Source organism: Butyrivibrio sp. AE3004, from assembly GCF_000703165.1.
Classification (GTDB): Bacteria; Bacillota; Clostridia; order Lachnospirales; family Lachnospiraceae; genus Butyrivibrio.
The window spans coordinates 1,352,308-1,376,966 of record NZ_JNLQ01000002.1; the positions used below are offsets into that span (position 1 = coordinate 1,352,308).

The window sequence follows — 24,659 nt, forward strand, 5'->3', positions numbered from 1 at the left end:
TTCATATGAGTGAAGAGAAAAAAGGAGCTTTAGGCTTCAAACAGGACACCCCTATGGAGCGTTTCCTGAACGGCCTTATAGTTGAAAATCCGACATTGGTTCTGATGATCGGTATGTGTCCTACACTTGCTGTTACAACGTCTGCCATAAACGGTCTTACCATGGGACTTGCAACAACATTTGTATTGGCACTTAGTAATGCGGTTATTTCGCTTTTGAGAAAAGTAATACCGGATACAGTGCGTATTCCTGCATTTATTGTAGTAATCGCATCTTTCGTTACATTGGTACAGCTGGTTATGCAGGCATATGTTCCTGTTATGTACCAGGCACTTGGTGTTTATATTCCGCTTATCGTTGTTAACTGTATTATCTTCGGTAGAGCAGAGGCGTATGCATCAAAGCACAAAGTTATTCCTTCCTTCTTTGACGGAATCGGAATGGGAATAGGTTTTACCTGTGCGATTACTGTTATCGGACTTTTCAGAGAACTTATCGGCGGCGGAACAATGTTTGACGTTCAGATATTTGGTGAAGGCTCTGTGGTTCCGGGACCTGTAGGGTATTTCTTCAGCCAGTATCAGCCTATTCGTATTTTTATTCAGCAGGCTGGCGCGTTTATTGTTCTTGCTGTACTTATTGCTATTATGAATCAGATTAAATTCAACATGGAAAAGAAGGGCAAAGATACTTCAAAATTTGGAGTAGGCGGATGCTGCAGCGATGTTGAAATTAAGGATCCAAAGAAGGTTAAGGAAGAACTTCTTGCAAAGGAGAGGGCTGCTCTTGAAACAAAGCCTGAAACTATCAAACTATCAGATATTAAGGCTCCTGAAAAAGAACCTGTACCTGTAGGAAAAAGTAATGAAGCAATAAAGGAAGTTATTACACCCGGAGAGGAGGATAAGAAATGACAGATACCATAATCGGACTTTTATCCATAATGATAACGGCCTCTCTTGTTAATAACGTAGTACTTAGCCAATTCCTTGGACTGTGTCCTTTCCTTGGTGTTTCAAGAAAAACAGAGACGGCTTTTGGTATGGGTATGGCCTGTGTGTTTGTTATCTCACTGGCATCCCTTGTTACCAATGCGATTTACAAATTTATACTTTCACCACTTGATCTTTCATTTTTGCAGACCATTGTTTTCATAATGGTTATTGCGATGCTGGTTCAGTTCGTGGAAATGTTCCTTAAGAAATTCGTTGTATCCCTTTATCAGTCACTTGGTGTTTACCTTCCGCTTATCACAACAAACTGTGCGGTTCTCGGTGTAGCACTTAATAACGTAACAGACGGATACAGCCTTTTGGAGAGTACTATCTGCGGATTTGCAACAGCTGTAGGATTCACAATTGCGATTGTAATTCTTGCCGGCATTCGTGAAAAAATACAATTTAATGACATTCCCAAGCCTTTTAAAGGAATGCCTACTGTACTTCTGGCAGCCGGACTGATGGCAATTGCATTTACGGGATTTTCTGCATTACGATGAAAAGGAGAAAATTATGATTAGTGGTGTACTCATAGCTACAGCAGTAGTTGCGGGTGCCGGAATTCTTATAGGCATAATTCTTGGCGTAGCGGACATGAAACTGCATGTAGACGTTGATGAGAAAGAACAGGCTATTTTGGAAGCACTTCCGGGAAATAACTGCGGTGGCTGCGGATTCCCCGGATGCTCAGGATGCGCTGCAGCTATAGCAAAGGGGGATGCTCCGGTGAGTCAGTGCCCGGTTGGCGGACCTCCTGTTGCAGCAAAAATATCTGAGATAATGGGTGTAGATGCCGGAGACGCAAAGAGAATGGTCGCATATGTTCATTGTGGCGGTGATTGCGACAAGGCTACTCAGAGATATGAATACTATGGAGCTGAAGATTGCCGTGTTATAAATCAGGTGCCCGGTGCTGGTCCGAAGACCTGTACCTTCGGATGCCTTGGCGGAGGAAGCTGCGTAAATGTATGTCAGTTTGATGCAATTCACATTGTAAACGGAATTGCAGTTGTCGATAAGGAAGAATGTAAAGCCTGCGGACAGTGCATCAATATTTGTCCCAGACATCTTATTGATCTGATTCCTTATGATGCGACAGAATCTGTAAGATGTAAATCACAGGATATGGGTCAGGCTGTAAATAAGTACTGTAAGGTTGGTTGTATCGCCTGTCATATTTGTGAGAAAAATTGTCCATCAGGTGCAATCACTGTAGAAAACAATGTTGCAACAATCGATCAGGACAAGTGTACACATTGCGGACTGTGTGCCGAGAAATGCCCCAAGAAAGCAATTCAGGCTATGTAATTATTTAAGAGCTTTGCCCCGGGGATATATATTCATTCCGGACTTTACACTTTATCGTGTGAAGTCCGTTGGAACAGAGTATATATATCCCGGGGTTCTTTTGTGCTTATGGATGAGGAGTGAGGAAAAATTTATGTTGGCTAAGAATCGCCTTGAGATCATCGACACTATCAGAGGCTTAACGATGATAAGTATGATCCTGTATCATTTTTGCTGGGATCTTAAATATATAAACGGAATGGATATGCCATGGTACGGAACATTTGGCTCTTATCTGTGGCAACAGAGCATTTGCTGGACCTTTATTACTATTTCAGGCTTTTGCATGCATTTTGCAAGAAAGCCTGTAAGAAACGGTATAATTGTTTTTTTATGCGGCATCATCATAACCTGTGTTACAGAGATATTTCTTCCTGAAGCTCCGGTATATTTCGGGGTTCTTACAATGCTTGGCTCATGTATGATACTTATTGGCTTGGCCATGAAAATGATACCTGCAAAAATCGATCCCTTTTGGGGCCTCTTTGTCAGCATTATTTTGTTTGCAATGACAAAAAGTATAAATAGTGGATTTATCAATCTGTTTATAAAAAAGCTTTACCTTCCGCAGATCCTTTTCGGACAGGGTGGCACTGACGGATTGCAGAATTCCTTTTTGACATATTTGGGCTTTATGCAAAAGGGCTTTTATTCTTCGGATTATTTTTCACTTATGCCATGGATTTTTTTGTTTCTTGCCGGTTATTTTTTACATGATGTATTAAAAAGCAGATTTGATAGTAAAATTTTTCATGCGGACATAAAGCCGCTCTCGTTTTTGGGAAGATATTCACTTTTAGTATATATGCTTCATCAGCCTGTATTGTATGCAGTGACAATGATCATTCGATGAAAACGTATTCCTTAGATAAAGTTGAGAAAAAAGACTATATTCTTAGTTATTTTACATATGGATTATTAAGGTTTGTTATATTATATTAATTCAGTAATTTACTTTAAAATGAGGAGACTTTAATGAGAAAGACAAAGATTGTATGTACAATTGGTCCTGCAAGCGAATCTGAGGAGATGATCGCAGCTCTTTGCAAGGCAGGAATGAACGTAGCAAGACTTAATTTTTCACACGGAGATCATGAGGAACAGCTTACAAGAATTAAGAGGATAAAAAAAGTACGTAAGGAATTGGGACTTCCTATTGCAATACTTTTGGATACGAAGGGACCTGAATACAGAATAGGAACTTTTAAAAACGGCAAGGTTATGCTTGAAGCAGGTAAGAAGTTCACATTTACCACCGAGAATATTAAGGGTGATGACACAATAGTTTCCGTAAGCTATAAGAATCTGGCTAAGGAGCTTTTTAAAGGTGACAGAATTCTTCTTAACAATGCACTTCTTGAGTTTAAGGTTCTTTCAACTGATGGTGTCAGGATTGAAACAGAGATAGTAACAGGAGGAGAGCTTTCCGATAAGAAGAGCATGAGCTTCCCCGGAAAACATATTAAACAGGTTTATCTTTCAGAGCAGGATAAATCCGATATACTTTTCGGTGTTGAGAATGATGTTGATTTCATCGCATGCTCATTTGTTTCTGTAAAACAGGATCTTGTTGATGTTCACGAGTTCTTAAAAGCCCATAACGGCAATGACAAGGTTCAGCTTATAGCAAAGATTGAAAATCAGTCAGGCTATGATAACATCGAAGAAATCTGTAAGGAATGTGATGGAATCATGGTTGCCCGCGGTGATATGGGTGTTGAAGTTCCTTTTGAGCAGCTTCCTGCTATCCAGAAGGATCTTATAACAAAGTGCCGTATGCTTGGTAAACGTGTTATTACTGCTACAGAGATGCTTGAATCAATGATTCATAATCCTCGTCCCACAAGAGCAGAGACTTCTGACGTAGCTAATGCTGTTTATGACGGAACAAGTGCTATAATGCTTTCAGGCGAAACAGCTGCCGGTGCTTATCCTGTTCAGGCTGTAGAGACAATGGCTAAAATAGCAGAGACTACAGAGCAGAACATCCATTACAACAGGCGTTTTTACAATTATGATTTCATTATAAAAAATGATGTCGATGCTATTTCACATGCAACCTGTGGTATGGCAATAGACCTTGATGCAAAGGCTATTGTTGCATGCACGCTTTCGGGACGTACAGCCAGAATGGTATCAAGATTCCGTTCACCTGTTGATATTATTGGTCTTACAACTAATGAGAAGACCTGGAGATGGCTTTCACTTTCATGGGCTGTTACTCCCAAGATGTGTGATGTATTTCCTTCAACAGATGTTCTGTTCTACAGTGCTAAAAAGGTGGCTATTGAAACCTTTGACCTCAAAGAAGGTGATAAAATTGTTATCACAGGTGGTGTGACAAACGGTGAATCCGGTAACACCAATCTTATAAAAATTGAGGATGTTTGATAATAAAAGAGCCAAAAGCGTAAGTATAAGAATTGCGCTTTTGGCTTTTTATAAAACCGGAGGGGTGATGTTTAAATGAAAAAAAGATGGATAACCTATGTGCTTATATGTCTTATGCTTACAGCAAATGCCTGTGGCAATAAAGCTACCGATATCGAAAATCAAGAGGCTGCTGATACGCTGTTTGAACAGATACCGTTAGAAGATGACAGTAATACAGAAAATGCTCAAACTGATGATACAAAAATTGCTGATGAGAATGATACAGTCATAAGCGAGCAGACCGGCAACGAAAACACCGGCCAGGATGATGCTTCGGAAAGCGAAGAAGTAAATACAAATGAGCAGGCTCTTGCAGATGACAGTAAGAATGAGAATATTTCGGATGATAAAGACAACGCAGAAAACGTTGATGCTTCCGCAGAAAATAGTTCAAACAATTTAGAGCAGGCAGATGCCTCTGCAAAAGAAGAGCTGCCTGCTGACGAAGCTGTAGAAGAATCATCGGAAGAAACCGGAGAAGATTTAGCCGAAAACAAAACAGAAGAACAGAATGCGGGACAAAGTGAAGCTGTAAATGCTGTGGCAACGCAGACTCCACACACAGGAGGGCATATAGTTGTTATAGATCCCGGACATCAGTCAAAAGCCATGACTGATAAAGAACCAAACGGGCCGGGTTCGTCAACTATGAAAATGAAGGTGACCGGAGGTACTTCAGGAAGGACTACAGGGCTTGCTGAATACCAGATGGCCTTGGATGTAGGACTTAAGCTTAAGGCAGAACTGACTAATCGCGGATATACAGTTATAATGACGAGAGAGTCCAATGATGTAAGCTTAAGCAATGTAGACCGTGCACAGATTGCCAATAATGCAGGTGCGGAGGCATTTGTAAGATTACATGGAAATGGCAGCGATGACAGTTCCGTAAACGGTGCGATGACAATTTGTCAGACACCTTCTAATCCTTATAACGGAGCTTATTATTCACAATCAAGAAAGCTTTCGGATTGTGTGCTTGATGCTTTTGTTGCTGCTACCGGATGCAAAAAACAGTACGTGTGGGAAACGGATACCATGACAGGTATCAACTGGGCAAATGTTCCATCAACGATAATAGAGATGGGATATATGACCAATCCAACAGAGGATACGAATATGGCATCTGAAAGTTATCAGACACAAATGGTTTTAGGAATAGCAAACGGCATTGATAACTTTTTTGCAAACTGAATAGTGTTTTAGAATTTGTTTTGACCGAATATATCGAACACTTTAAAGAAATGTGTTTGATATGTTTCGGTCATTTTTTATGCATGTGTTCATTAAACCAAAAGGGGTATGGATTATTGAAAATAATTATGATACCTTCTGTTTTGTCAAGAGAAATAAAGGAAAAAGAGGAAACGATATGAAAAAAACATATCCGCTGACAGCGGCACAGAACATGCATTACAGATGGATAAGAGAATATGGGACTCAGCAGGTTTCGGGACTTAGTATTGTTGCAGCCTTAAAAGCTGAGCTTGACTTCGGACTTTTAAAAAAGTGCATAGAGCTTGAAATGGAACGATACGGTTGCATGAGAGTCCGCTTTACAAAGGCTGATGAAAAAGGCTGTGTGAGTCAGTACATTATCAAAAAGGACCATAGAGATATTCCGCTTAAGGATTTATCCGGGATGACTATGAAGGAAGCGGATGATCTGATGCAGAGCTGGGCATATCAGACTTTTGATGGTGATGACATTCCTATGTGCGATGTTTATATGATGAAGCTCCCTGACGGTTACAGGGGATTTTTCATACATATGGATCACAGGCTCATTGATTCCTGCGGAGTTGTGGTAATGACCAACGATATCATGTCACTGTATACGCATTACAAATTCGGTTCCCCATATCCTTCAGATCTGGCTGATTTTGAGACAGTACTTGAAAATGATCTAAAAAAGGCCGGAAACGAAAAGAGATTTTTAAAGGACAAAAAATTCTGGGATGATCAGCTTGATCAACTGGGAGAGCCTCTTTACTCAGATATTCAGGGGCCTTCGGTTTTGGAGGAATCAAGAAAATATCATAATAATAAAAAGCTCAGAAGTGCTGATATAGAAAGAAAGGAACTGTTTGTTGCAGTAAAGGATTATAAACTTGAGGCCGGTCCTTCAAAAGAACTATTTGATTTTTGCATGAATCACGGTATCTCAATGACAAATCTTCTTTTGCTTGGGATAAGGACATACCTTTCAAAACAGAATAATGGTCAGGAGGATATTTCAATTCAGAACTTTATATCCAGAAGGTCAACTAAGGATGAATGGACATCAGGCGGAAGCAGAACAATCATGTTCCCTTGCAGAACTGTTATCAGTCCTGATACGGATTTTCTCTCTGCTGCATATGAAATACAAAATGTTCAAAACAAGATTTATATGCACAGCAATTATGATCCAGCACTTATATATGAGGAAATTAGGAAAAGATACAACACACCGGAGGATACTACCTATGAGAGCTGCTATTTAACATATCAGCCCATGCCGGTAAAAATGGAAAATCCATTTCTTAAGAATATTCCGATGCATGCAAAATGGTTTGCAAACGGAGCTGCAACCAAAAAAATGTATCTTACGGTTTCACATACTGAAGATGGAGGAATGAACTTTTCATACCATTATCAGACAGTTCAGCTTAATGAAAAGGACATGGAGCTATTGAATTATTATCTTATGAGAATTCTGTTTACCGGGGTTCAAAATCCTGACATGACAGTAGGGGAGATAATGGAAACAGTATAAATATCTATATGAGAGAGGAGAAAAATTATGAGTAAGGAAATGAAATTTAAGGAAATAATTGCACAGTACTGCGAGGTATCACCTAAGGATATGAAAAATGCCCTTCGTTTTCGCGAGGATCTTGGTTTTTCATCACTGGACTTTATGTCTTTTCTCGGAGAGCTTGAGGACGAATTTGATGTTGAACTTGAGCAGGAGAGAGCTACACAAATCCATACTGTTGGCGAAGCTCTTGAACTTTTGGATGAGCTCCGGATGGCAGGCTGAAAAAAATAAATTCATGGCAGGTACTATAAAAGAGTAGTTTTAATGCAATATTCGGAACGGAGAATAGTATGAAAAACATTAGAAGCATTTGGGATGAAGCAGTCAGTAAATATAATAGCCTTTCGGCAGTCAGATGGCTTGAGAAAAAGGAAATTAAAGAAAAGAAATACGGTGAGCTTGATCAGATGGTCAGAAATATAAGAGCATATCTTGATAACAAGAAATACAGAGGCTCTCATATAGCACTTATCGGTACAAGTTCTGCGGAGTGGATTGAGGCATATCTTGGAATTGTTACAGGAGTTAATATAGCGGTTCCTTTGGATGCAAATCTTCCTGATGAAGAGCTTATAGAGCTTATTCAAAGATCAGATTCCGAAGCGTTATTTTTAGGAGCAACCCGTTCATCTCTTAAGGAAAAGGTGCTTAGGGATTGCCCAAAAATCAGAGATATCTGGATGCTTACAGAGAGTGACTTTGGTACATTCCCGGTAACCACTATAAATATTTCCGGCGCATCGGATTATGAAATTGCAACAATTATCTATACCTCCGGTACCACAGGAAAGAGTAAGGGCGTTATGCTCACGCAGGAAAATCTCTCAGATAACGTCAGGGCTGTTGAATATGATGCAGCTCCAGGATGTGTGACTCTTAGTGTTCTTCCGATTCATCATGCGTATTGTCTTGTAATGGACTGGCTTAAGACTCTGTCTCTTGGAACAACTATATGTATCAATGATTCATTTATGCATATGGTAAGAAACATGGGAATTTTTAAGCCTGAGGTCATGCTTATGGTGCCGCTGATGATTGAAACAATTTATAAGAAGGTTTCGGCAGTTGAAGCGGATGCAATTGAAAAAATGAAGAATGAAAGTGCCACAAAGGATAAAAAGGGAATCCTTTTTTCAGGCAAAACATCGATGTCGGAAGATATTCTTTCAATTGTAAAAAAGAACATAGCTGAGAAAGTATTTGGCGGAAACTTAAGAATAATTTTTACAGGTGGAGCTCATCTTGATCCTTTTTACATTGAAAAATTTGCAGAGTATGGAGTTGATATTCTTGAAGGCTATGGAATGAGCGAATGTTCTCCTGTTATAACAACTAATACTGTGACTAATCACAAGCCCGGTTCTATCGGAAGACCTCTTAGCAATGTTGAGATCGGCTTTGAAAACGGTGAGATACTTGTACGTGGAAGCAGCGTAATGAAGGGATATTACAAGATGCCGGAAGAAACTTCGGAAACCTTAAAGGATGGGTGGCTTCATACAGGAGATAAAGGATATCTTGATGAAGACGGATATCTTTTCATAAACGGAAGAGTAAAGAATCTTATTATCATGTCCAACGGAGAAAATGTTTCACCTGAGGAGATTGAGAATAAGCTGGCACTTAATCCGCTTATAGCAGAAGTAATAGTGACCGGTGAAAACAACGGATTAACTGCAAGAATATATCCTGAAGCCGAGCTTGCAGAAAAGAAAGGATTATCAGTTACAGATCTGTATGAGGAGCTTCAGAAATTTATTGATGAATATAACAGCGGACAGCCCACATATCGTCATATCACAGCTATTGTTGTAAGAAGTACGCCTTTTATCAGAAACTCAACAGGTAAGATAAAGCGACAGGATGCACTAAAGGAAAATCCTGCAGCATAATAAAATCGGTTAAAGAATACAAATGGTTTTATAAAAATGAAAACAGCCTCAAGTGCTTCTTAATACAGAAGCATTTTGGGGCTGATGTTTTTGTATGGTATATAAAAAACACTTTTTATTCATTCATGAAAGGCAGAATACCGTTTAGAAAAATAGTGGTAAGTATATCTGCAATGTTTTCAGCAGGTGCATTGAAATTATCAGCTGTCCATTTGTGAAGAATACCGATATTACATCCAATGATACCGGCAATAAGATATGAGTATTTCTCTTTGGAAACACTGTTTCCTGTTATAGTATCTGAGACCTTTGAAACATACTGATGGAACATTGTCATTGCTTTTTCAAAGAATGCGTCTCCTCTGGCGCTTTCGAGAAGGCTTGCAAGAAACGGGTTTTTCTTTGTGTAGTTACATATTGCAAGAAAATAGGACCTGCACAGGTCTCTGTCATTTTCTGCATGGAATCCTTCCATCATATGAAAAATATCATTTATTGTTTTATCCTCGGCAGCGCTTACAAGAGCAGGTACATTTTCATAGTGATTATAAAAGGTGCTTCGCACAATACCTGCTTTTTTTATAACATCCGCAACTGTAATTTTTTCAAAATCCTTTTCTTTTATAAGAAGAAAAAAAGCATCTATTATTGCATCTTCTGCAGTGCTGTAACGTTCATCAAGTTCATTCATTTATAAAGTCCCCTTCATACGGAATTATAAGTAAATATCAGGTCTTATTATATATCAGTAATTACAATATCTGAAATAATTTTTTATGATATTTTTTGTCTGACTGAATGTAAGATAGACAGAACACTACCCTTTGCCATAAAACAAACAGGGATTATAATATGATGAGCTATAATATGAAGACAGGATAATTATTAAAGAAGACAAATGATTTGAATATGAAAAACAATAATAATACTCTGAAAAATAAAAATATATCTTCTGCATTTAAAGAGGCTGCAATAATTGCAGCTATACTTATGTTAAATGCTATTGTGTACATTGTCACAGGTTACGGTATTCCCTGTGTATTTAAGCTTATTACAGGGCTAAGCTGCCCCGGCTGTGGAATGACCCACGCCTATCTTGAGCTTTTACATGGAAATATTGAAGGAGCAATAAGTTATAATATTCTTTCCGTTACTGTTATGCCTTTGCTCATTCTGTTTCTGATTTACAAGGCAGTAGTTCTTATCAGAACAGGAAGTACTAAGATGAAGACATGGGAGAACATGTTTCTTATATGCATAGGAATAGTGACAGGCATCTTTTTTATCTACAGAAATATTCCCGGGATTATTTCACATCCTCTTTTTGGATTAATCATTTCTAAGTGAGTAGCTGTTAGCAATAATCAAGTAGAGTTTGGTTTTTAATCATACGATAATTAGTACTCAGGAGGTAGGCTTACTATGAGAAAAAAATATATATGGGGATTGATCATGATGATGGGATTTTTAACAGCATGTGGAAATGCTAAAGCAAATACTGCAAAAGATGCAGAGGTTGTCACAACAGTGGATGAAGAAAGCACGGCTAAGACAGATGAGCCTGAGATTATTGAGGAAGAGGCTTCTGAAATAATTGAAGATGAAGTTTTGTCTGAAGATGAGACAGGTGATGCAGAAATACTTGAGAAAGATGAAGCTAAAGCAAATGAGAATGCCTATGCTGAAGCGATAGAACAGGAGACATCCGTACAGGAGGAAGCGACCGAAAGTACAAATACAGATGAATCCCAAGACCGTACTCCTACAGCAGAAATTGGAGAACATGTTCTTCCTAAATATACTAATTTAAGGACAGACGAAGCGGGGACAATTGAGCATATATCATATACAGGACACGATTATGCCGGTGATGGAAGCGAAATCACAAAGGAAGCTAATGTATATCTGCCGCCGAACTACGATACAGAGAAAAAATATAATGTAATGATCCTTCTTCACGGAATTGGCGGAGATGAGGATGAATGGGGGCTTAATAAGAGCACATCAAGGGTAAAGGCTATTATGGATAACCTTGCATATTATGGAGATATAGAACCGTTTATTGTAGTTACACCAAACGGCAGAGCGGGTTCCGATACAAAAAAGGATACAAAGCTTATTGACTCCTTCTATAAGTTCGGAGAAGAACTTCGAAATGACCTTATTCCTTATCTTGATTCCCATTACAGTACCTATGGTGAATACGATGAGGCCGGATATGATCTTTCAGAGGCTCGTGCTCACAGGGCAATAGCAGGTTTGTCAATGGGCGGTATGCAGACGATCAATATAGGACTTGATGAATGCAATGACATTTTCGGATATTTCGGGGCATTTTCCGCTGCACCTACAAGCTATCCTGCTGCAAAAACAGCCGGAATTCTTGAAAACTGCGAATATCCTATTTATTATTTGTATAATATATGCGGATTACAGGATAGAATAGCGTATCAGAGTGCTTCTGCAGCAGCCAAGAACCTGCCTGCTCTAAGCGATAAGTTTGTAGACGGTGAAAACTTTATGTGGCAGGAAATGACCGGAGGTCATGATTTCCACATCTGGTATCAGGGATTTTATAATTTTGCACAGATAGCTTTTAAGCATGATAGTGAATAAGCAATTACAGTAAATCCTTGACTTTTTTTGTTACCATCGTTAAACTAGTTTGCAGAGCGTTGAAGATGTGGGGGCAACCCCGGGATGTTCTGTTTTCCATAAAGAGAGACAGGTCACTGGCTGAGAGCCTGTTTGGTAAAGACAGTTCGGAAATTTCGCATTGGAGCTAAAATTAAACATTTGAAATGAGAGTCTGCCTGATGGGCAGGAATCAGGGTGGTACCGCGGATATTATTCGTCCCTTACATCGGAAGATGTAAGGGACTTTTTAGATAACAGGAGGTAAAAATGATTAAAGAGCAATTAGACAAGATCAGGGAAAGTGCGATCAAGCAGATTAATGAGACAGATGCTCTCGATGTGCTTAATGATATTCGTGTTAATTTCCTTGGTAAAAAGGGAGAACTTACAAGCATTCTTAAAAGCATGAAGGATGTTGCACCTGAGGACAGACCTAAGGTCGGTCAGATGGTAAATGAGGTAAGAGAAGAAATAGAAAAGAGCCTCGAGAATACTAAAAAGCATCTTGAAGCAGCTGTTCTTGAAGCAAAGCTTGCGAGCGAGACAATAGATGTAACTCTTCCCGCAAAGAAAAATAATGTAGGGCATCGTCATCCCAACACAATTACTCTTGAGGATGTTGAGAATGTTTTCATCGGTATGGGGTATGAAGTTGCTGAGGGTCCTGAAGTTGAGAAGGATTATTATAACTTCGAAGCTCTTAACATTCCTGCAGATCATCCTGCAAAGGACGAACAGGATACTTTCTATATAAGTGGTGATCTGCTTCTTAGAACACAGACTTCTTCAACACAGGTTCATGAGATGGAGAAGGGCAAGCTTCCAATTAAGATGATCGCTCCGGGTCGTGTATTCAGAGCAGATGAGGTTGATGCTACTCATAGTCCCAGCTTCCATCAGATTGAAGGACTTGTTATCGATAAAGGTATTACATTTGCTGATTTAAAGGGAACTCTTGCTGAGTTTGCAAAGGAAATATTCGGAGAAGATGTTAAGGTTAAATTCAGACCTCATCACTTCCCGTTTACAGAACCTTCTGCAGAAATGGATGTAAGCTGCTTTAAGTGCGGAGGTAAAGGATGCCGTTTCTGTAAGGGTGAAGGATGGATTGAAATCCTTGGCTGCGGTATGGTTCATCCTCACGTTCTTGAAATGAGCGGAATTGATCCTAATGAGTATACAGGCTTTGCGTTCGGTCTCGGACTTGAGCGTATTGCTGTTCTTAAATATGAAATCGATGATATGAGACTTCTTTACGAGAATGACATCAGATTTTTAGAGCAGTTTTAATTAATTACTAAGTAGAAAGAGAGGTTGCGCAATGGACGCAAATTTATCATGGATAAAAGCATATGTACCGGATTTAAATGCAAGCGATCAGGAAATTCTTGATGCGCTTACACTTTCCGGAACAAAAGGTGAGGGATTCCATCGCCTCGATAAAAACCTGGAAAAGATAGTAGTAGGCCAGATTGACAAGATTGAGCAGCACCCCGATGCTGATAAACTCGTAATCTGCCAGGTTAATATTGGAACAGAGAAAATTCAGATTGTTACAGGCGCAAAGAACATGAAGGAAGGCGATAAGGTTCCTGTTGTTCTTGATGGTGGCAAAGTTGCTGGCGGTCATGACGGAAGTCCGAATCCTGAAGAGGGTATTAAGATTAAAGCAGGTAAACTCAGAGGAATCGAGAGCTATGGAATGATGTGCTCTATAGAAGAGCTTGGTTCTTCCAAGGATTTTTACCCCGACGCTCCCGAGGATGGACTTTATATTCTTCCCGAGGATACCAAGGTTGGTGCTGATGCTGTTGAAATATTAGGACTTCATGATACTGTTTTTGAATTTGAGGTTACCAGTAACCGTGTTGACTGCTATAGCATTCTTGGTATTGCAAGAGAAGCTGCTGCTACCTTCAAGCTTCCTTTTAAAGCTCCGGAGGTCAAGGTTGAAGAGACTTCAGAGAAAGCATCAGATTATATTTCTGTTGAAATAAAGGATACAGATCTTTGCACACGTTATTGCGCAAGAGTCGTAACAGATGTTAAGGTTGGTCCTTCTCCTGAATGGATGCAGAGACGTCTTGCTGCAAACGGTGTAAGACCTATCAACAACATCGTTGATATTACCAACTATGTAATGCTTGAGTATGGTCAGCCTATGCATGCATTTGACCTTTCCACAATAGCAGGTAATAAGATCATCGTTAAGCGTGCTAAGGACGGTGAAAAGTTTGTAACTCTTGACGGTCAGGAGAGAAACCTCGACAGTGAAGTTATCATGATCTGTGATGGTGAGAAAGAAGTTGCTATCGGTGGAATCATGGGTGGAGAAAACTCAATGATCACAGAGGATGCCAAGACTGTTCTTTTTGAGGCAGCTACCTTTAACGGCCCCAATATCAGAAAGAGTTCAAAGAGAGTAGGACTTCGTACAGATGCATCAGGATTCTTTGAAAAAGGTCTTGATCCAAACAATGCAGAAGATGCCATCAATCGTGCATGCCAGTTAATTAACGAACTTGGCTGCGGTAAGGTTACTTTGGGTATCGTTGAAGCAAAAGAACCCATTAAGCCTTTAAACAGAATAAAATTCGAGCCCGACAGAATCAATGCTCTTCTCGGAACAGATATTGACAAACAGACAATGCTTGATATTTTTGCAAGAGAAGAACTTACATATGATGAAGCTGCAAATGAAATCATCATCCCCAGCTTCAGACAGGATCTTATCGGTATGTGCGATATTGCAGAGGAAGTTGCCAGATTTTACGGATATGACAAAATTCCTTCAACACTTCCCAAGAATGCACCTACTACAGGAAAGCTTACCTTTAAGATGACTGTAGAAAAGACAGCAAGAGAAGTTGCGCAGTTCTGCGGCTTTTCGCAGGCTTACGGTTATTCCTTCGAAAGCCCCAAGGTATTTGATAAGCTTTTACTGTCTGAGGATGCACCGGAGAGAAATGCTATAAAGATTTCAAATCCTCTCGGTGAGGACTTCTCAATAATGAGAACAATTCCGCTCAATGTTATTCTTACAAGCCTTGCGACAAATTATAAGCGCAGAAACAAGGATGTTAAGCTCTATGAGATTGCGAATATTTATCTTGCTAAAGAGCTTCCTTTAAAAGAACTTCCCGATGAGAGATCACAGTTTGTTCTTGGCTTCTACGGAGAAGGTGATTTCTTTACAATGAAAGGTGCTGTGGAAGAATTCCTTGGACAGATCGGTATGTCCGATAACCTTGAATATGATGCCAAGGCCGGGAAAACATTCCTTCATCCGGGACGCCAGGCTAAGATTTCATTTAATGGTGAGCAGATAGGTTATATTGGAGAAGTTCATCCTGCAGTTCTTGACAATTACGGTATAGGAACAAGAACCTACATTGCAGTACTTGATCTGCCTTCAATTGTTCCTCATGCTAATTACAACCGCGTATATACAGGAATTGCAAAATTCCCTGCTGTAACCCGTGATATCAGTATGGTTGTTCCTACTGAAGTTACAGCCGGTGATATTGAGAAGATGATAAGACAGCGTGGCGGTAAAAAACTAGAGAAACTTGAGCTGTTCGATATCTATGAAGGATCACAGATTGAAAAAGGATTTAAGTCAATGGCTTATTCACTTGCTTTCAGAGACAAGGAAAAGACACTTGCTGATGATGAAGTAAACGGAGCTATGAAGAAAATCCTTAACGGTCTTGAGAGCATGAACATTAATCTCAGAAGTTAATTGACTAATGACCTGCCTGCATTATAATGTAGGCGGGTCATATCAATCTGGACATGATTGATAAAGAAATAAGGAGACGAAAAATGAAGCAGACAAACGTATGGACAAAATATAATGCAAAGCAGCTTAAGGAAGTAGATGCTTTTGCTGAAGATTATAAGAACTTCCTGGATAATGCCAAGACTGAGCGTGAAGCTATTGACTGTATTGTGAATGAAATTGAAGAGGCAGGCTATCGTGAACTTAACACTCTTATAGGTTCAAAAACAAAGCTTAAAAAGGGTGATAAGGTTTACAGTGTATGGATGAACAAATCCATTGCAATGTTCCAGATCGGTTCAGAGCCTCTTGAAAACGGTATGAATATTCTTGGCGCACATATTGATTCACCCAGAATTGATGTAAAGCAGAACCCGCTTTATGAAGATACAAGTATCGCATATCTTGATACACATTACTATGGAGGTATTAAAAAGTACCTTTATGTTGCGATTCCGCTTTCTATACATGGTGTAGTTGTAAAAAAAGACGGCACAACCGTTCAGCTGAATGTTGGTGAGGATGAGGATGATCCGGTATTTTTCATAAGCGATCTGCTTATTCATCTTTCCGGAGATCTCATGAGCAAGAAAGCAGCTACCGTTGTAGAGGGTGAAGCTCTGGATCTTGTCATCGGAAGCAGACCTTTTGTGATCGAAAATGATGAAAAGAAAAAAGAGGAAAAGAAGAATTCAAAGCTTACCGAAGGTCAGCAGTATGCAGTTGATTATGAAAAGGCTGAAAAAGAAGAGAGCGGCAAGATAAGTGGTGCCGTAAAGCGTGGAATTCTTGGTATTCTCAATGACCTTTACGGAATAGAAGAAGAGGATTTCCTTTCAGCAGAGCTTGAAATTGTTCCTGCAGGAAAAGCAAGAGATGCAGGCTTTGACCGTTCAATGATCCTTGGATACGGACAGGATGACAGAGTTTGCGCATATCCGTCTATGAGAGCGTTGCTTGAAGTTAAAAACCTCACAAGGACAGGATGCTGCATACTTGTCGATAAGGAGGAAATCGGAAGCGTCGGAGCAACAGGAATGCAGAGCAGATTCTTTGAGAATGCTGTGGCTGAACTTATGAACCTTTGCGGTGAGTATAGTGACCTTGGCCTTAGAAGATGTCTTGCTAATTCATGCATGCTTTCATCTGATGTAAGCGCTGCTTTCGACCCTATGTATGCAGGACAGTTTGAGAAGAAGAATGCTGCATATCTTGGCTTGGGACCTGTATTTAATAAGTTTACAGGTAGTCGCGGTAAGTCAGGATCAAATGATGCAAACGCAGAATTTATAGCACATATCAGAAGCATCTTTGAAGAGGATGACGTTACCTTCCAGACTGCAGAGCTTGGAAAAGTCGATGTAGGTGGTGGCGGTACAATTGCTTATATTCTTGCACTTTACGGAATGAATGTAATTGACAGTGGCGTTGCTGTTCTTAACATGCACGCACCCTGGGAAGCAACCTCAAAGGTTGATATTTATGAGGCACTTAGGGGCTACAAGACATTTCTTAATAAAGCATGCTTAACGAACATGTAATTATTTGGTTCTATAGACTGTATCAGACCGGCATGAGTCAGATAAAAACATGCGTTTATAGAAGGAGTACAATTTGAGTAATATAAAAACAGATGCAAATGATCCGAATCTTGGACTTCGCACCAGTGATTATTATTTTGATCTTCCCGAAGAACTTATCGCACAGGATCCGCTTCCTGCCCGCGACGATGCAAAGCTTCTTGTGATGAATAAAAAAACGGGAAGGATTGAACACAAAATTTTTCATGATATCATAGACTATCTTCAGCCGGGGGACTGCCTTGTACTTAATGACACTAAGGTCATACCCGCAAGACTTCTTGGTACGAAAAAAGATACCGGAGCAGCAGTAGAAATCCTTTTGCTTAAAAGAAAAGAAAATGATATCTGGGAGACACTTGTAAAACCCGGAAAGAAGCTTCGCCCCGGTGCGGAAGTGACTTTTGGTGACGGAAGCCTTACGGCTAAAATTCTGGATATAGTTGAAGAGGGCAACCGCCTTGTTCAATTCTATTACGAAGGAATTTTTGAAGAAGTTCTTGATAAGCTTGGCGAGATGCCGCTTCCTCCATACATTACGCATAAACTTCAGGACAAGAATATGTATCAGACAGTTTATGCAAAGTATGAGGGTTCAGCAGCGGCACCTACTGCCGGACTTCACTTTACGGAATCACTTCTTAAGAAGATTCAGGATAAAGGAATTGATCTTGCATATGTAACACTTCATGTGGGGCTTGGTACATTCAGACCTGTTAAAGTTACAAATGTACTTGAGCACCACATGCACACTGAGTGGTATCAGGTGGATAAAGAAGCTGCGGATAAAATAAACAAGGCGAAAGAAGGTGGGCACAGAGTAATTTGTGTCGGTACCACAAGCTGCAGAACAATTGAAAGTGCTGCGGATGAAAATGGACATATTGAACCATGCGCAGATAATACTTCCATATTTATTTATCCCGGATATAAATTCAAGGTAACAGACTGTCTTATTACAAATTTTCATCTTCCGGAATCAACGCTGGTTATGCTTGTTTCAGCCCTTGCCGGCAGAGAAAATGTGTTAAATGCTTATAACGAAGCCATAAAATTAAGGTATAGGTTTTTTAGTTTTGGAGATGCTTGTTTCTTTACTGATGATGAGATTTAAGCTATATTTATTATAAGTACATATTTATTCGAGGGGGATATTATGGAAGAAAGAAGAAAATATAGAAGACTTGACCTTGACGGTGAACTTATCATGAACCCTATTGGAAGCAATGATGAACCTGAAGCTGTAGCTATTTCTGTAATAAATGCATCACGCGCAGGAATGGGATTTCAGTCAGACCTTCAATTGACTATGGGGGATAATTATGAGTGTAACCTTACTCTTTGGACAAAAGAGGTTCTCCATGTATTTATTAAAATAGTACGTGGCACAGCTCTTGAAGACAGCTATGAATACGGTGCTATTTTTATTGGGATGCCTGAATACGACAGGCAGAGAATCTCAGTATACGAGACAGTCCAGGAGACACTTGAAGAAATGTAGAGGATTATATCATGCGTGATTTTAAGGACTTGGAGATCGCGGTTGCAGGTGCCGGCTATGTCGGACTTTCAATCGCGACTTTACTGTCGCAAAAACACAAAGTTACAGTAGTTGATGTTATCAAAGAAAAAGTGGATATGCTAAATAAACGCATATCACCGATTCAGGACGAATATATTGAAAAGTATTTTTCTGAAAAAGAACTGAACCTTACAGCTACTTTAGACGGAGAATCAGCATATAGGGATGCTGATTTTGTTATTATAGCTGCTCCGACTAACTATGACAGTAAAAAGAATTACTTTGACACAAGTGCCGTTGAAGCGGTAATTGAACTTGTTAAGAGCGTGAATCCTGACGCTTTTATGGTCATAAAAAGTACAATCCCCGTTGGTTATACGACTAAGATCAGAGAAAAATCAGGAACTGACAAGTTGCTTTTTAGTCCAGAGTTTCTAAGAGAGTCAAAAGCTCTATATGATAATCTGTATCCCAGCAGAATTATTGTCGGAGTAGATGAATCTGACGAGAATCTGCTTAAAGCAGCGCATACATTTGCAGATCTCTTAAAAGAAGGATCTCTTAAGGACAATACGGATGTGCTGTTTATGGGATTCACTGAGGCTGAAGCAGTAAAGCTTTTTGCAAACACTTATCTTGCGCTTCGAGTATCATACTTTAATGAACTCGATACTTATGCTGAGATGAAGGGACTTGATACCAATAAGATAATAAAAGGTGTCTGCCTTGATCCCAGAGTGGGAGATTTCTACAATAATCCTTCTTTTGGCTATGGTGGATATTGCCTGCCTAAGGATACGAAACAGCTTCTTGCAAATTATTCTGATGTTCCGGAGAATCTTATTGAGGCTATTGTTGAATCAAACAGAACACGAAAGGATTTTATAGCTGACAGAGTTCTTGATATAGCAGGAGCATACGGTAACAGCGACTCCTATGATGTAAAAAAGGAGCATGAAGTTGTTATTGGCGTTTACAGACTTACAATGAAAAGTAATTCTGATAACTTCCGACAGAGCAGTATACAGGGAGTTATGAAGAGGATTAAGGCCAAAGGCGCTACAGTAATTATTTATGAACCATCACTTGAAGATGGCACAACCTTCTTTGGCAGCAAAGTTGTAAATAATCTTGAAGAGTTTAAAAAAATGAGTGGTGCGATAATCGCTAACCGCTATGACTCATGTCTGGATGATGTTTCAGATAAAGTTTATTCAAGAGATATTTTCCGAAGAGACTAAAAAAGAGCTTCCCAAAAGGGCAATGTCATTAAGTTAAGGGTGACGGAAATAAGACTCTTATACCAGAAATGGTATAGGGGTCTTTTTTTCTGCGAAAATAGTTGACAGAATGAATGAAAAGTGCGGCCGCTTTCGCTACTGATTTTATTTAGAGGTAGCGAAAGCGGCCCTTGAAATTGTAAGCATAATTCTCGATTTCAAGGAGGTGCACATGAAACCCAAACAACTAAAAAATCTTTTGATGTCAAATATTCGTAGAGTAGTGAAAAACTCTAAATTGTATTGCATTAATCCAGAAAAGGATTTTTCACGCAAAAGGAAACTTACTATGGAGAAATTGATCACAGGCATAATCGGAATGCAAAGTGGAAGCCTGACTAATGAATTGATAGATTTTTTTAATGCATCGTCTGATGTTCCTACTGCTTCAGCGTTTTCGCAACAACGTTGTAAGATCAGTCCTAATGCTTTTCTGAAAGTATTCCGCGAGTTTTCTCATGAAATAACCAGTACATTTAAAGAAGAGATTCATTTATTAGCGGTTGATGGTTCCAGAATTCAAATAGCTACCGACCCAGAAGATACCGACTCATTTTATCTTGGCTCAAATGGCCAAAAACCATACAACTTACTACATTTGAATGCGCTGTATGATCTTAAGCATTGTATCTATAGTGATGCTATTATCCAAAAAGATAGAATAGCCAACGAACATAAAGCTTTTGCAGAAATGATAGATAGATCAAATATACCAAAAGCCATTGTAATTGCTGATAGAGGCTATGAATCTTATAACAACATGGCTCACGTTCAAGAAAAAGGATGGTATTTTCTTATTCGTATAAAAGATGGAAAAACAGGAATGAAAGAGGGTTATGACCTTCCAAAGAAACCAGAATACGATGTACCTATATCCATGAATTTGATACGCCGACAAAACAAAGAAACCAAAGAGTTATACAAGGACAGGAATCATTATAAATTTATACCAGCCACTTCGACATTTGATTATCTTCCATCAAAATCAAGAAAAGCAGATCCAACACTTAGTTATAATCTTAGATTCCGGATTGTTCGATTTAAGATCTCAGAAAATGGCTATGAAACGGTACTCACTAATCTTGAACCAGATACATATCCGCCAGAAAAGCTAAAAGAATTATATGCAGTTCGCTGGGGAATAGAAACATCTTTCAGAGACCTGAAATATACAACAGGAATGCTGGATTTTCATTCAAAAAAGGTGATGTGCATCCAACAAGAAATCTACGCACATCTTATAATGTATAACTTTGCTGAAATGATTACCTCGCACGTAGTCATTGATAAAAAGCAAAGGAAACATACATATAAAGCGAATTTTTCGGTTGCAGTGCATATGTGTAGATTGTTCTATCGAGGAAAGGCATCATCACCTGATTTGGAAACCATTATATCAAAAAATCTAGTTCCTATAAGGCCAGATAGACATCGGGAAAGAAAACTAACTGGCAAGATATATCATAGTTTCCTATACAGAGTAGCATAAAAACAATAAGCTGCATAATTTTATTTTGGCGGAGAAAATCCGTCTATTTGCTATGCCCTAAAAAGAAGAAACTGAGGATGAAGAGTAAAATACTTCATCCTCAGTCTGTTGCCATTTTTGTATTGTCATACTAACTTAATGACATTGCCCAAAAGGGAAGCTCTTTTAAATACTGTATATTATACCGAAAGACTTCTTAAATCTTTGAAGAATTCAGGATATGAAATACCAACGCATTTCTCGTCAAGTATTCTGGTGGAGCCTTCTGCAGCAAGGCCAGCAACAGCAAAACTCATGGCAATTCGGTGATCGCCTTCGGGATCAATATCAGCCCCGCGAAGTCCTTTACCTCCATGAATAATCATTCCATCATCAGTGGGCTCTATATCAACACCCATGGATTTGAGATTATTGCATACAGTATCGATTCTGTTTGATTCCTTAACTTTTAATTCTGCTGCATCCTTAATGATAGTGGTGCAGTTTGCGGTTGCGGCAACCACTGCAAAAATCGGAAGCTCATCTATCATAGTAGGAATAAGCTTGCCTGACACTTCAAATCTTCCGTTCTCATTTCCGTGAAGATCGGAATAACGAACATGCAAATCAGCTCTGGGCTCGATGGATTCATCGACATTTTCCAGCTGAATATCGGCACCCATCTGTGTAAGTATGCTGAGAATACCGGATCTTGTTTTATTGATACCGACATTATGAATTACAATATCGGATCCGGGAACAAGTAAGGCGGCTGCTATGAAATAAGCGGCAGAAGATATGTCACCGGGGACATTCACTTTTATTCCGCGAAGCGGTGAGCCCGGATGAAGAATAGTTGCAGAGCTTCCTCTTACAGCTACTTCGTTATGAATGTCGGCTCCAAAAGCACGGAGCATAATCTCTGTATGATTTCTGCTAAGTGCAGGCTCATAAACAACAGTGTCGCTTTCTGAGTACAGACCTGCGAGAACTATACATGATTTTACCTGTGCAGAAGCAACAGGGCTATGGTAAGTGATTCCGCGAAGTCTTTTTCCTCCTTTGATCAAAAGAGGTGCACAATCATTGCCTTTTACGGATGAGATGTCAGCATCCATCTGAGTCAGAGGCTTTATTATTCTATTCATCGGACGTCTCTCAATGGAGCTGTCACCGGTAATCATGGAATCAAAAGGCTGTGCTGCCAGAATACCGGATAAAAGTCTGGTAGTAGTTCCGCTGTTTCCGGTATAAATTGTTGAAGATGGAGCACTAAGTCCGTGGAGTCCTTTTCCATGAACCGTAATTGTAGGAACTCCGTTCATAGGCCTTTGGGAATGCTCAATTTGGATGCCCAGTTGTTTAAAGCATTCTATTGTCGAAAGACAATCACCGCTTTTTAAGAAGCCGGTAATTTCTGTTGTGCCTTCAGAAATCGCACCAAACATTATACTTCTGTGTGAGATGGATTTATCTCCCGGAACAAAGATACTGCCCTTTAAGGGCTTTAAACTTTTTTCAATACTAATCATGGTTAATTCCCTCTATAAATATTCAAGTCAAATTTTTATGTATCTAAGGGTATCAGTCAACCGACGGATATCCATGAGTCTCAAGTAATTTTACAGCTTTTTCCATGGCTTTGTCATCATGAAATTCTATACTTAATGTACCGTGCTCAAACTCACGGTTATGAACAATACCGATGTTTTTGATATTGATTCCGTTTACAGACAGAAGAGTAGCTACGGAAGCTATATTGCCGGGTTCATCCGCTATATCTACGCGAATGACATATGTTTTTTGTATGGGGCCTCTGCGAAGATCATTAAATGAATCTCTGTATTCTCTTGCAGAAGAGAAGAAATTCATAAGCCCATCGCCGTCAACATCATCAACAACTTTTTTCATTTCATTTAAATAAGTGATGTACTTATCAAGCAGTACAGAAATGTTTTTATGGTTGGTGAGACAGATCTGCTGAAGCATAACAGGTGAAGAAGAAGAAATTCTTGTTATGTCTTTAAAACCACCTGCAGCGATCATTTTCATAAGGCCATCCGAAGAGTCACTGTCATGTACCAGATTAACGAGACATCCACTTATAACGTGTGGAACATGGCTTACTGCAGCTGTAATAAAGTCATGCTGCTCATAGGAAATAATAAGAGGTGTTGCTCCCATAATTTCAACCAGTTCTTTATAGTTAGAAAGCCTTTCATCTGAAGTTTTATCGGTTTTTGTCAGAATGTAAAAAGCATTTTCAAGGATGGATGCCTTGGAATTGATATATCCGATTCTTTCAGTACCTGCCATGGGATGACCGCCGATAAACTGTTCCTCTAAACCAAGCTCCTTAACATGCTCGTGAATACTTGTCTTAACAGAGCCAATATCAGTGAGAGTTGTTTTTGGACTGAGAAAAGGTTTTATGAGTTTTAAATTATCGTTATTTCGTTCAATAGGTGCGCATAAAAATATGTAATCACATTCCGAAAATCTCTCATCGATTGTTTCACATGCAATATCTACAATTCCGTCTTCTTTTGCCTTGAGTGATGTCTCAGGGTGAGGAGTGTATGAAATTATACGGATATTGGGATTTTTAGCCTTAAGTGCTCTTGCCATAGAACCGCCAATAAGACCAAGGCCTATAAAACCGCAAGTAAGATTATCTGTATTCATTGTTTTGGAATAGTCTCCTTAATTATATATAGAATTCATTTATGTACGTAAAAATGTTAGCTAAAACTAAGGTAAAATCGAAATTACTATAACACGTTAAAGTGCGAAAATCAATGAATTTAGCTGCAAAGCACTACTTTTATATTAGTTTTTTATCCTATTGTGCAAATTCGACCGAATTACTTGTATTGTATGCACAATTTTAGTAAAATATATCTATAGGGTTAGGGGAA

Annotated in this window: 21 protein-coding genes; 18 read left to right on the forward strand and 3 right to left on the reverse strand. The window is 39.3% G+C overall.

What is annotated here, in order from left to right:
• Positions 1–5 precede the first annotated feature (5 nt).
• The 9 genes from BV60_RS0109025 (at position 6) to BV60_RS0109070 (ending at position 9,473) form a co-directional block, all read left to right on the forward strand.
• On the forward strand, positions 6–914 hold the full coding sequence (locus BV60_RS0109025; protein ID WP_330376235.1) for an electron transport complex subunit E: 909 nt from the start codon (positions 6–8) through the stop codon (positions 912–914).
• Positions 911–1,498, forward strand: a complete 588-nt coding sequence (locus BV60_RS0109030; protein WP_029321083.1) for an RnfABCDGE type electron transport complex subunit A — start codon at positions 911–913, stop codon at positions 1,496–1,498. Before BV60_RS0109025 ends, BV60_RS0109030 begins: the two co-directional genes overlap by 4 nt.
• Before the next feature lie 10 nt (positions 1,499–1,508).
• Complete coding sequence (locus BV60_RS0109035) at positions 1,509–2,306, forward strand: RnfABCDGE type electron transport complex subunit B (protein ID WP_029321085.1); 798 nt, start codon at positions 1,509–1,511, stop codon at positions 2,304–2,306.
• Positions 2,307–2,439: 133 nt separating this feature from the next.
• Positions 2,440–3,198, forward strand: a complete 759-nt coding sequence (locus BV60_RS0109040; protein ID WP_051656619.1) for a heparan-alpha-glucosaminide N-acetyltransferase — start codon at positions 2,440–2,442, stop codon at positions 3,196–3,198.
• Between the two features lie 122 nt (positions 3,199–3,320).
• The gene (pyk, locus tag BV60_RS0109045; RefSeq protein WP_029321088.1) at positions 3,321–4,736 is read left to right on the forward strand and encodes a pyruvate kinase; all 1,416 of its coding nucleotides are present in this window, start codon (positions 3,321–3,323) and stop codon (positions 4,734–4,736) included.
• Positions 4,737–4,811: 75 nt separating this feature from the next.
• Complete coding sequence (locus tag BV60_RS0109055; protein ID WP_029321090.1) at positions 4,812–5,972, forward strand: N-acetylmuramoyl-L-alanine amidase family protein; 1,161 nt, start codon at positions 4,812–4,814, stop codon at positions 5,970–5,972.
• A 178-nt stretch (positions 5,973–6,150) separates the two neighbouring features.
• Positions 6,151–7,536, forward strand: coding sequence for a condensation domain-containing protein (locus BV60_RS0109060; RefSeq protein ID WP_029321092.1), 1,386 nt, complete (start codon positions 6,151–6,153; stop codon positions 7,534–7,536).
• A gap of 27 nt (positions 7,537–7,563) precedes the next feature.
• A complete protein-coding gene (locus BV60_RS0109065) occupies positions 7,564–7,803 on the forward strand; it encodes a phosphopantetheine-binding protein (protein ID WP_029321094.1) in 240 nt (79 codons plus the stop codon).
• A 68-nt stretch (positions 7,804–7,871) separates the two neighbouring features.
• Entirely contained in the window at positions 7,872–9,473 is a 1,602-nt protein-coding gene (locus BV60_RS0109070; protein ID WP_029321096.1) for an AMP-binding protein, read from the forward strand.
• Between the two features lie 115 nt (positions 9,474–9,588).
• On the opposite strand, the gene BV60_RS0109075 is transcribed toward BV60_RS0109070, so the two are convergent.
• Positions 9,589–10,164, reverse strand: coding sequence for a TetR/AcrR family transcriptional regulator (locus BV60_RS0109075; protein ID WP_029321098.1), 576 nt, complete (start codon positions 10,162–10,164; stop codon positions 9,589–9,591).
• A 218-nt stretch (positions 10,165–10,382) separates the two neighbouring features.
• Between BV60_RS0109075 and BV60_RS21885 the strand changes: the two genes are divergently transcribed.
• The 9 genes from BV60_RS21885 (at position 10,383) to BV60_RS21895 (ending at position 21,762) form a co-directional block, all read left to right on the forward strand.
• On the forward strand, positions 10,383–10,820 hold the full coding sequence (locus BV60_RS21885) for a DUF2752 domain-containing protein (RefSeq protein ID WP_051656620.1): 438 nt from the start codon (positions 10,383–10,385) through the stop codon (positions 10,818–10,820).
• 75 nt (positions 10,821–10,895) lie between these two features.
• Positions 10,896–12,089, forward strand: a complete 1,194-nt coding sequence (locus BV60_RS21890) for an alpha/beta hydrolase (protein WP_029321101.1) — start codon at positions 10,896–10,898, stop codon at positions 12,087–12,089.
• Between the two features lie 291 nt (positions 12,090–12,380).
• Positions 12,381–13,400 (forward strand): phenylalanine--tRNA ligase subunit alpha, encoded by a 1,020-nt coding sequence (pheS, locus tag BV60_RS0109090; protein WP_029321102.1) that lies wholly within the window; start codon positions 12,381–12,383, stop codon positions 13,398–13,400.
• Positions 13,401–13,431: 31 nt separating this feature from the next.
• Entirely contained in the window at positions 13,432–15,852 is a 2,421-nt protein-coding gene (gene pheT, locus BV60_RS0109095) for a phenylalanine--tRNA ligase subunit beta (protein WP_029321104.1), read from the forward strand.
• An 83-nt stretch (positions 15,853–15,935) separates the two neighbouring features.
• Positions 15,936–17,432, forward strand: coding sequence for an aminopeptidase (locus BV60_RS0109100; protein ID WP_029321107.1), 1,497 nt, complete (start codon positions 15,936–15,938; stop codon positions 17,430–17,432).
• A gap of 73 nt (positions 17,433–17,505) precedes the next feature.
• The gene (gene queA / locus BV60_RS0109105) at positions 17,506–18,585 is read left to right on the forward strand and encodes a tRNA preQ1(34) S-adenosylmethionine ribosyltransferase-isomerase QueA (RefSeq protein WP_304412895.1); all 1,080 of its coding nucleotides are present in this window, start codon (positions 17,506–17,508) and stop codon (positions 18,583–18,585) included.
• A gap of 42 nt (positions 18,586–18,627) precedes the next feature.
• Positions 18,628–18,972 carry a PilZ domain-containing protein gene (locus BV60_RS0109110; RefSeq protein WP_029321110.1) on the forward strand — a complete coding sequence of 115 codons (345 nt, stop codon included), beginning with the start codon at positions 18,628–18,630 and terminating at the stop codon, positions 18,970–18,972.
• An 11-nt stretch (positions 18,973–18,983) separates the two neighbouring features.
• On the forward strand, positions 18,984–20,234 hold the full coding sequence (locus BV60_RS0109115; protein ID WP_029321112.1) for a nucleotide sugar dehydrogenase: 1,251 nt from the start codon (positions 18,984–18,986) through the stop codon (positions 20,232–20,234).
• A 211-nt stretch (positions 20,235–20,445) separates the two neighbouring features.
• Positions 20,446–21,762 (forward strand): IS4 family transposase, encoded by a 1,317-nt coding sequence (locus tag BV60_RS21895; RefSeq protein WP_029321114.1) that lies wholly within the window; start codon positions 20,446–20,448, stop codon positions 21,760–21,762.
• A 179-nt stretch (positions 21,763–21,941) separates the two neighbouring features.
• Here the strand turns inward: BV60_RS21895 and aroA are convergent, their stop codons facing one another.
• Together aroA and BV60_RS0109130 are read right to left on the reverse strand one after the other, a co-directional pair.
• Positions 21,942–23,273, reverse strand: a complete 1,332-nt coding sequence (gene aroA, locus BV60_RS0109125) for a 3-phosphoshikimate 1-carboxyvinyltransferase (RefSeq protein ID WP_029321118.1) — start codon at positions 23,271–23,273, stop codon at positions 21,942–21,944.
• A gap of 52 nt (positions 23,274–23,325) precedes the next feature.
• Positions 23,326–24,426, reverse strand: a complete 1,101-nt coding sequence (locus tag BV60_RS0109130; protein WP_029321120.1) for a prephenate dehydrogenase/arogenate dehydrogenase family protein — start codon at positions 24,424–24,426, stop codon at positions 23,326–23,328.
• Between the last annotated feature and the right edge of the window lie 233 nt (positions 24,427–24,659).

Excerpts from the sequence above, each read along its gene's own strand:
- BV60_RS0109025 (WP_330376235.1), top strand. The coding sequence starts at position 6 with ATGAGTGAAGAGAAAAAAGGAGCTTTAGGCTTCAAACAGGACACCCCT.
- BV60_RS0109030 (WP_029321083.1), top strand. The coding sequence starts at position 911 with ATGACAGATACCATAATCGGACTTTTATCCATAATGATAACGGCCTCT.
- BV60_RS0109040 (WP_051656619.1), top strand. The coding sequence starts at position 2,440 with ATGTTGGCTAAGAATCGCCTTGAGATCATCGACACTATCAGAGGCTTA.
- pyk (WP_029321088.1), top strand. The coding sequence starts at position 3,321 with ATGAGAAAGACAAAGATTGTATGTACAATTGGTCCTGCAAGCGAATCT.
- BV60_RS0109055 (WP_029321090.1), top strand. The coding sequence starts at position 4,812 with ATGAAAAAAAGATGGATAACCTATGTGCTTATATGTCTTATGCTTACA.
- BV60_RS0109060 (WP_029321092.1), top strand. The coding sequence starts at position 6,151 with ATGAAAAAAACATATCCGCTGACAGCGGCACAGAACATGCATTACAGA.
- BV60_RS0109065 (WP_029321094.1), top strand. The coding sequence starts at position 7,564 with ATGAGTAAGGAAATGAAATTTAAGGAAATAATTGCACAGTACTGCGAG.
- BV60_RS0109070 (WP_029321096.1), top strand. The coding sequence starts at position 7,872 with ATGAAAAACATTAGAAGCATTTGGGATGAAGCAGTCAGTAAATATAAT.
- BV60_RS0109075 (WP_029321098.1), bottom strand. The coding sequence starts at position 10,164 with ATGAATGAACTTGATGAACGTTACAGCACTGCAGAAGATGCAATAATA.
- BV60_RS21885 (WP_051656620.1), top strand. The coding sequence starts at position 10,383 with ATGAAAAACAATAATAATACTCTGAAAAATAAAAATATATCTTCTGCA.
- BV60_RS21890 (WP_029321101.1), top strand. The coding sequence starts at position 10,896 with ATGAGAAAAAAATATATATGGGGATTGATCATGATGATGGGATTTTTA.
- pheT (WP_029321104.1), top strand. The coding sequence starts at position 13,432 with ATGGACGCAAATTTATCATGGATAAAAGCATATGTACCGGATTTAAAT.
- BV60_RS0109100 (WP_029321107.1), top strand. The coding sequence starts at position 15,936 with ATGAAGCAGACAAACGTATGGACAAAATATAATGCAAAGCAGCTTAAG.
- BV60_RS0109110 (WP_029321110.1), top strand. The coding sequence starts at position 18,628 with ATGGAAGAAAGAAGAAAATATAGAAGACTTGACCTTGACGGTGAACTT.
- BV60_RS0109115 (WP_029321112.1), top strand. The coding sequence starts at position 18,984 with ATGCGTGATTTTAAGGACTTGGAGATCGCGGTTGCAGGTGCCGGCTAT.
- BV60_RS21895 (WP_029321114.1), top strand. The coding sequence starts at position 20,446 with ATGAAACCCAAACAACTAAAAAATCTTTTGATGTCAAATATTCGTAGA.
- aroA (WP_029321118.1), bottom strand. The coding sequence starts at position 23,273 with ATGATTAGTATTGAAAAAAGTTTAAAGCCCTTAAAGGGCAGTATCTTT.
- BV60_RS0109130 (WP_029321120.1), bottom strand. The coding sequence starts at position 24,426 with ATGAATACAGATAATCTTACTTGCGGTTTTATAGGCCTTGGTCTTATT.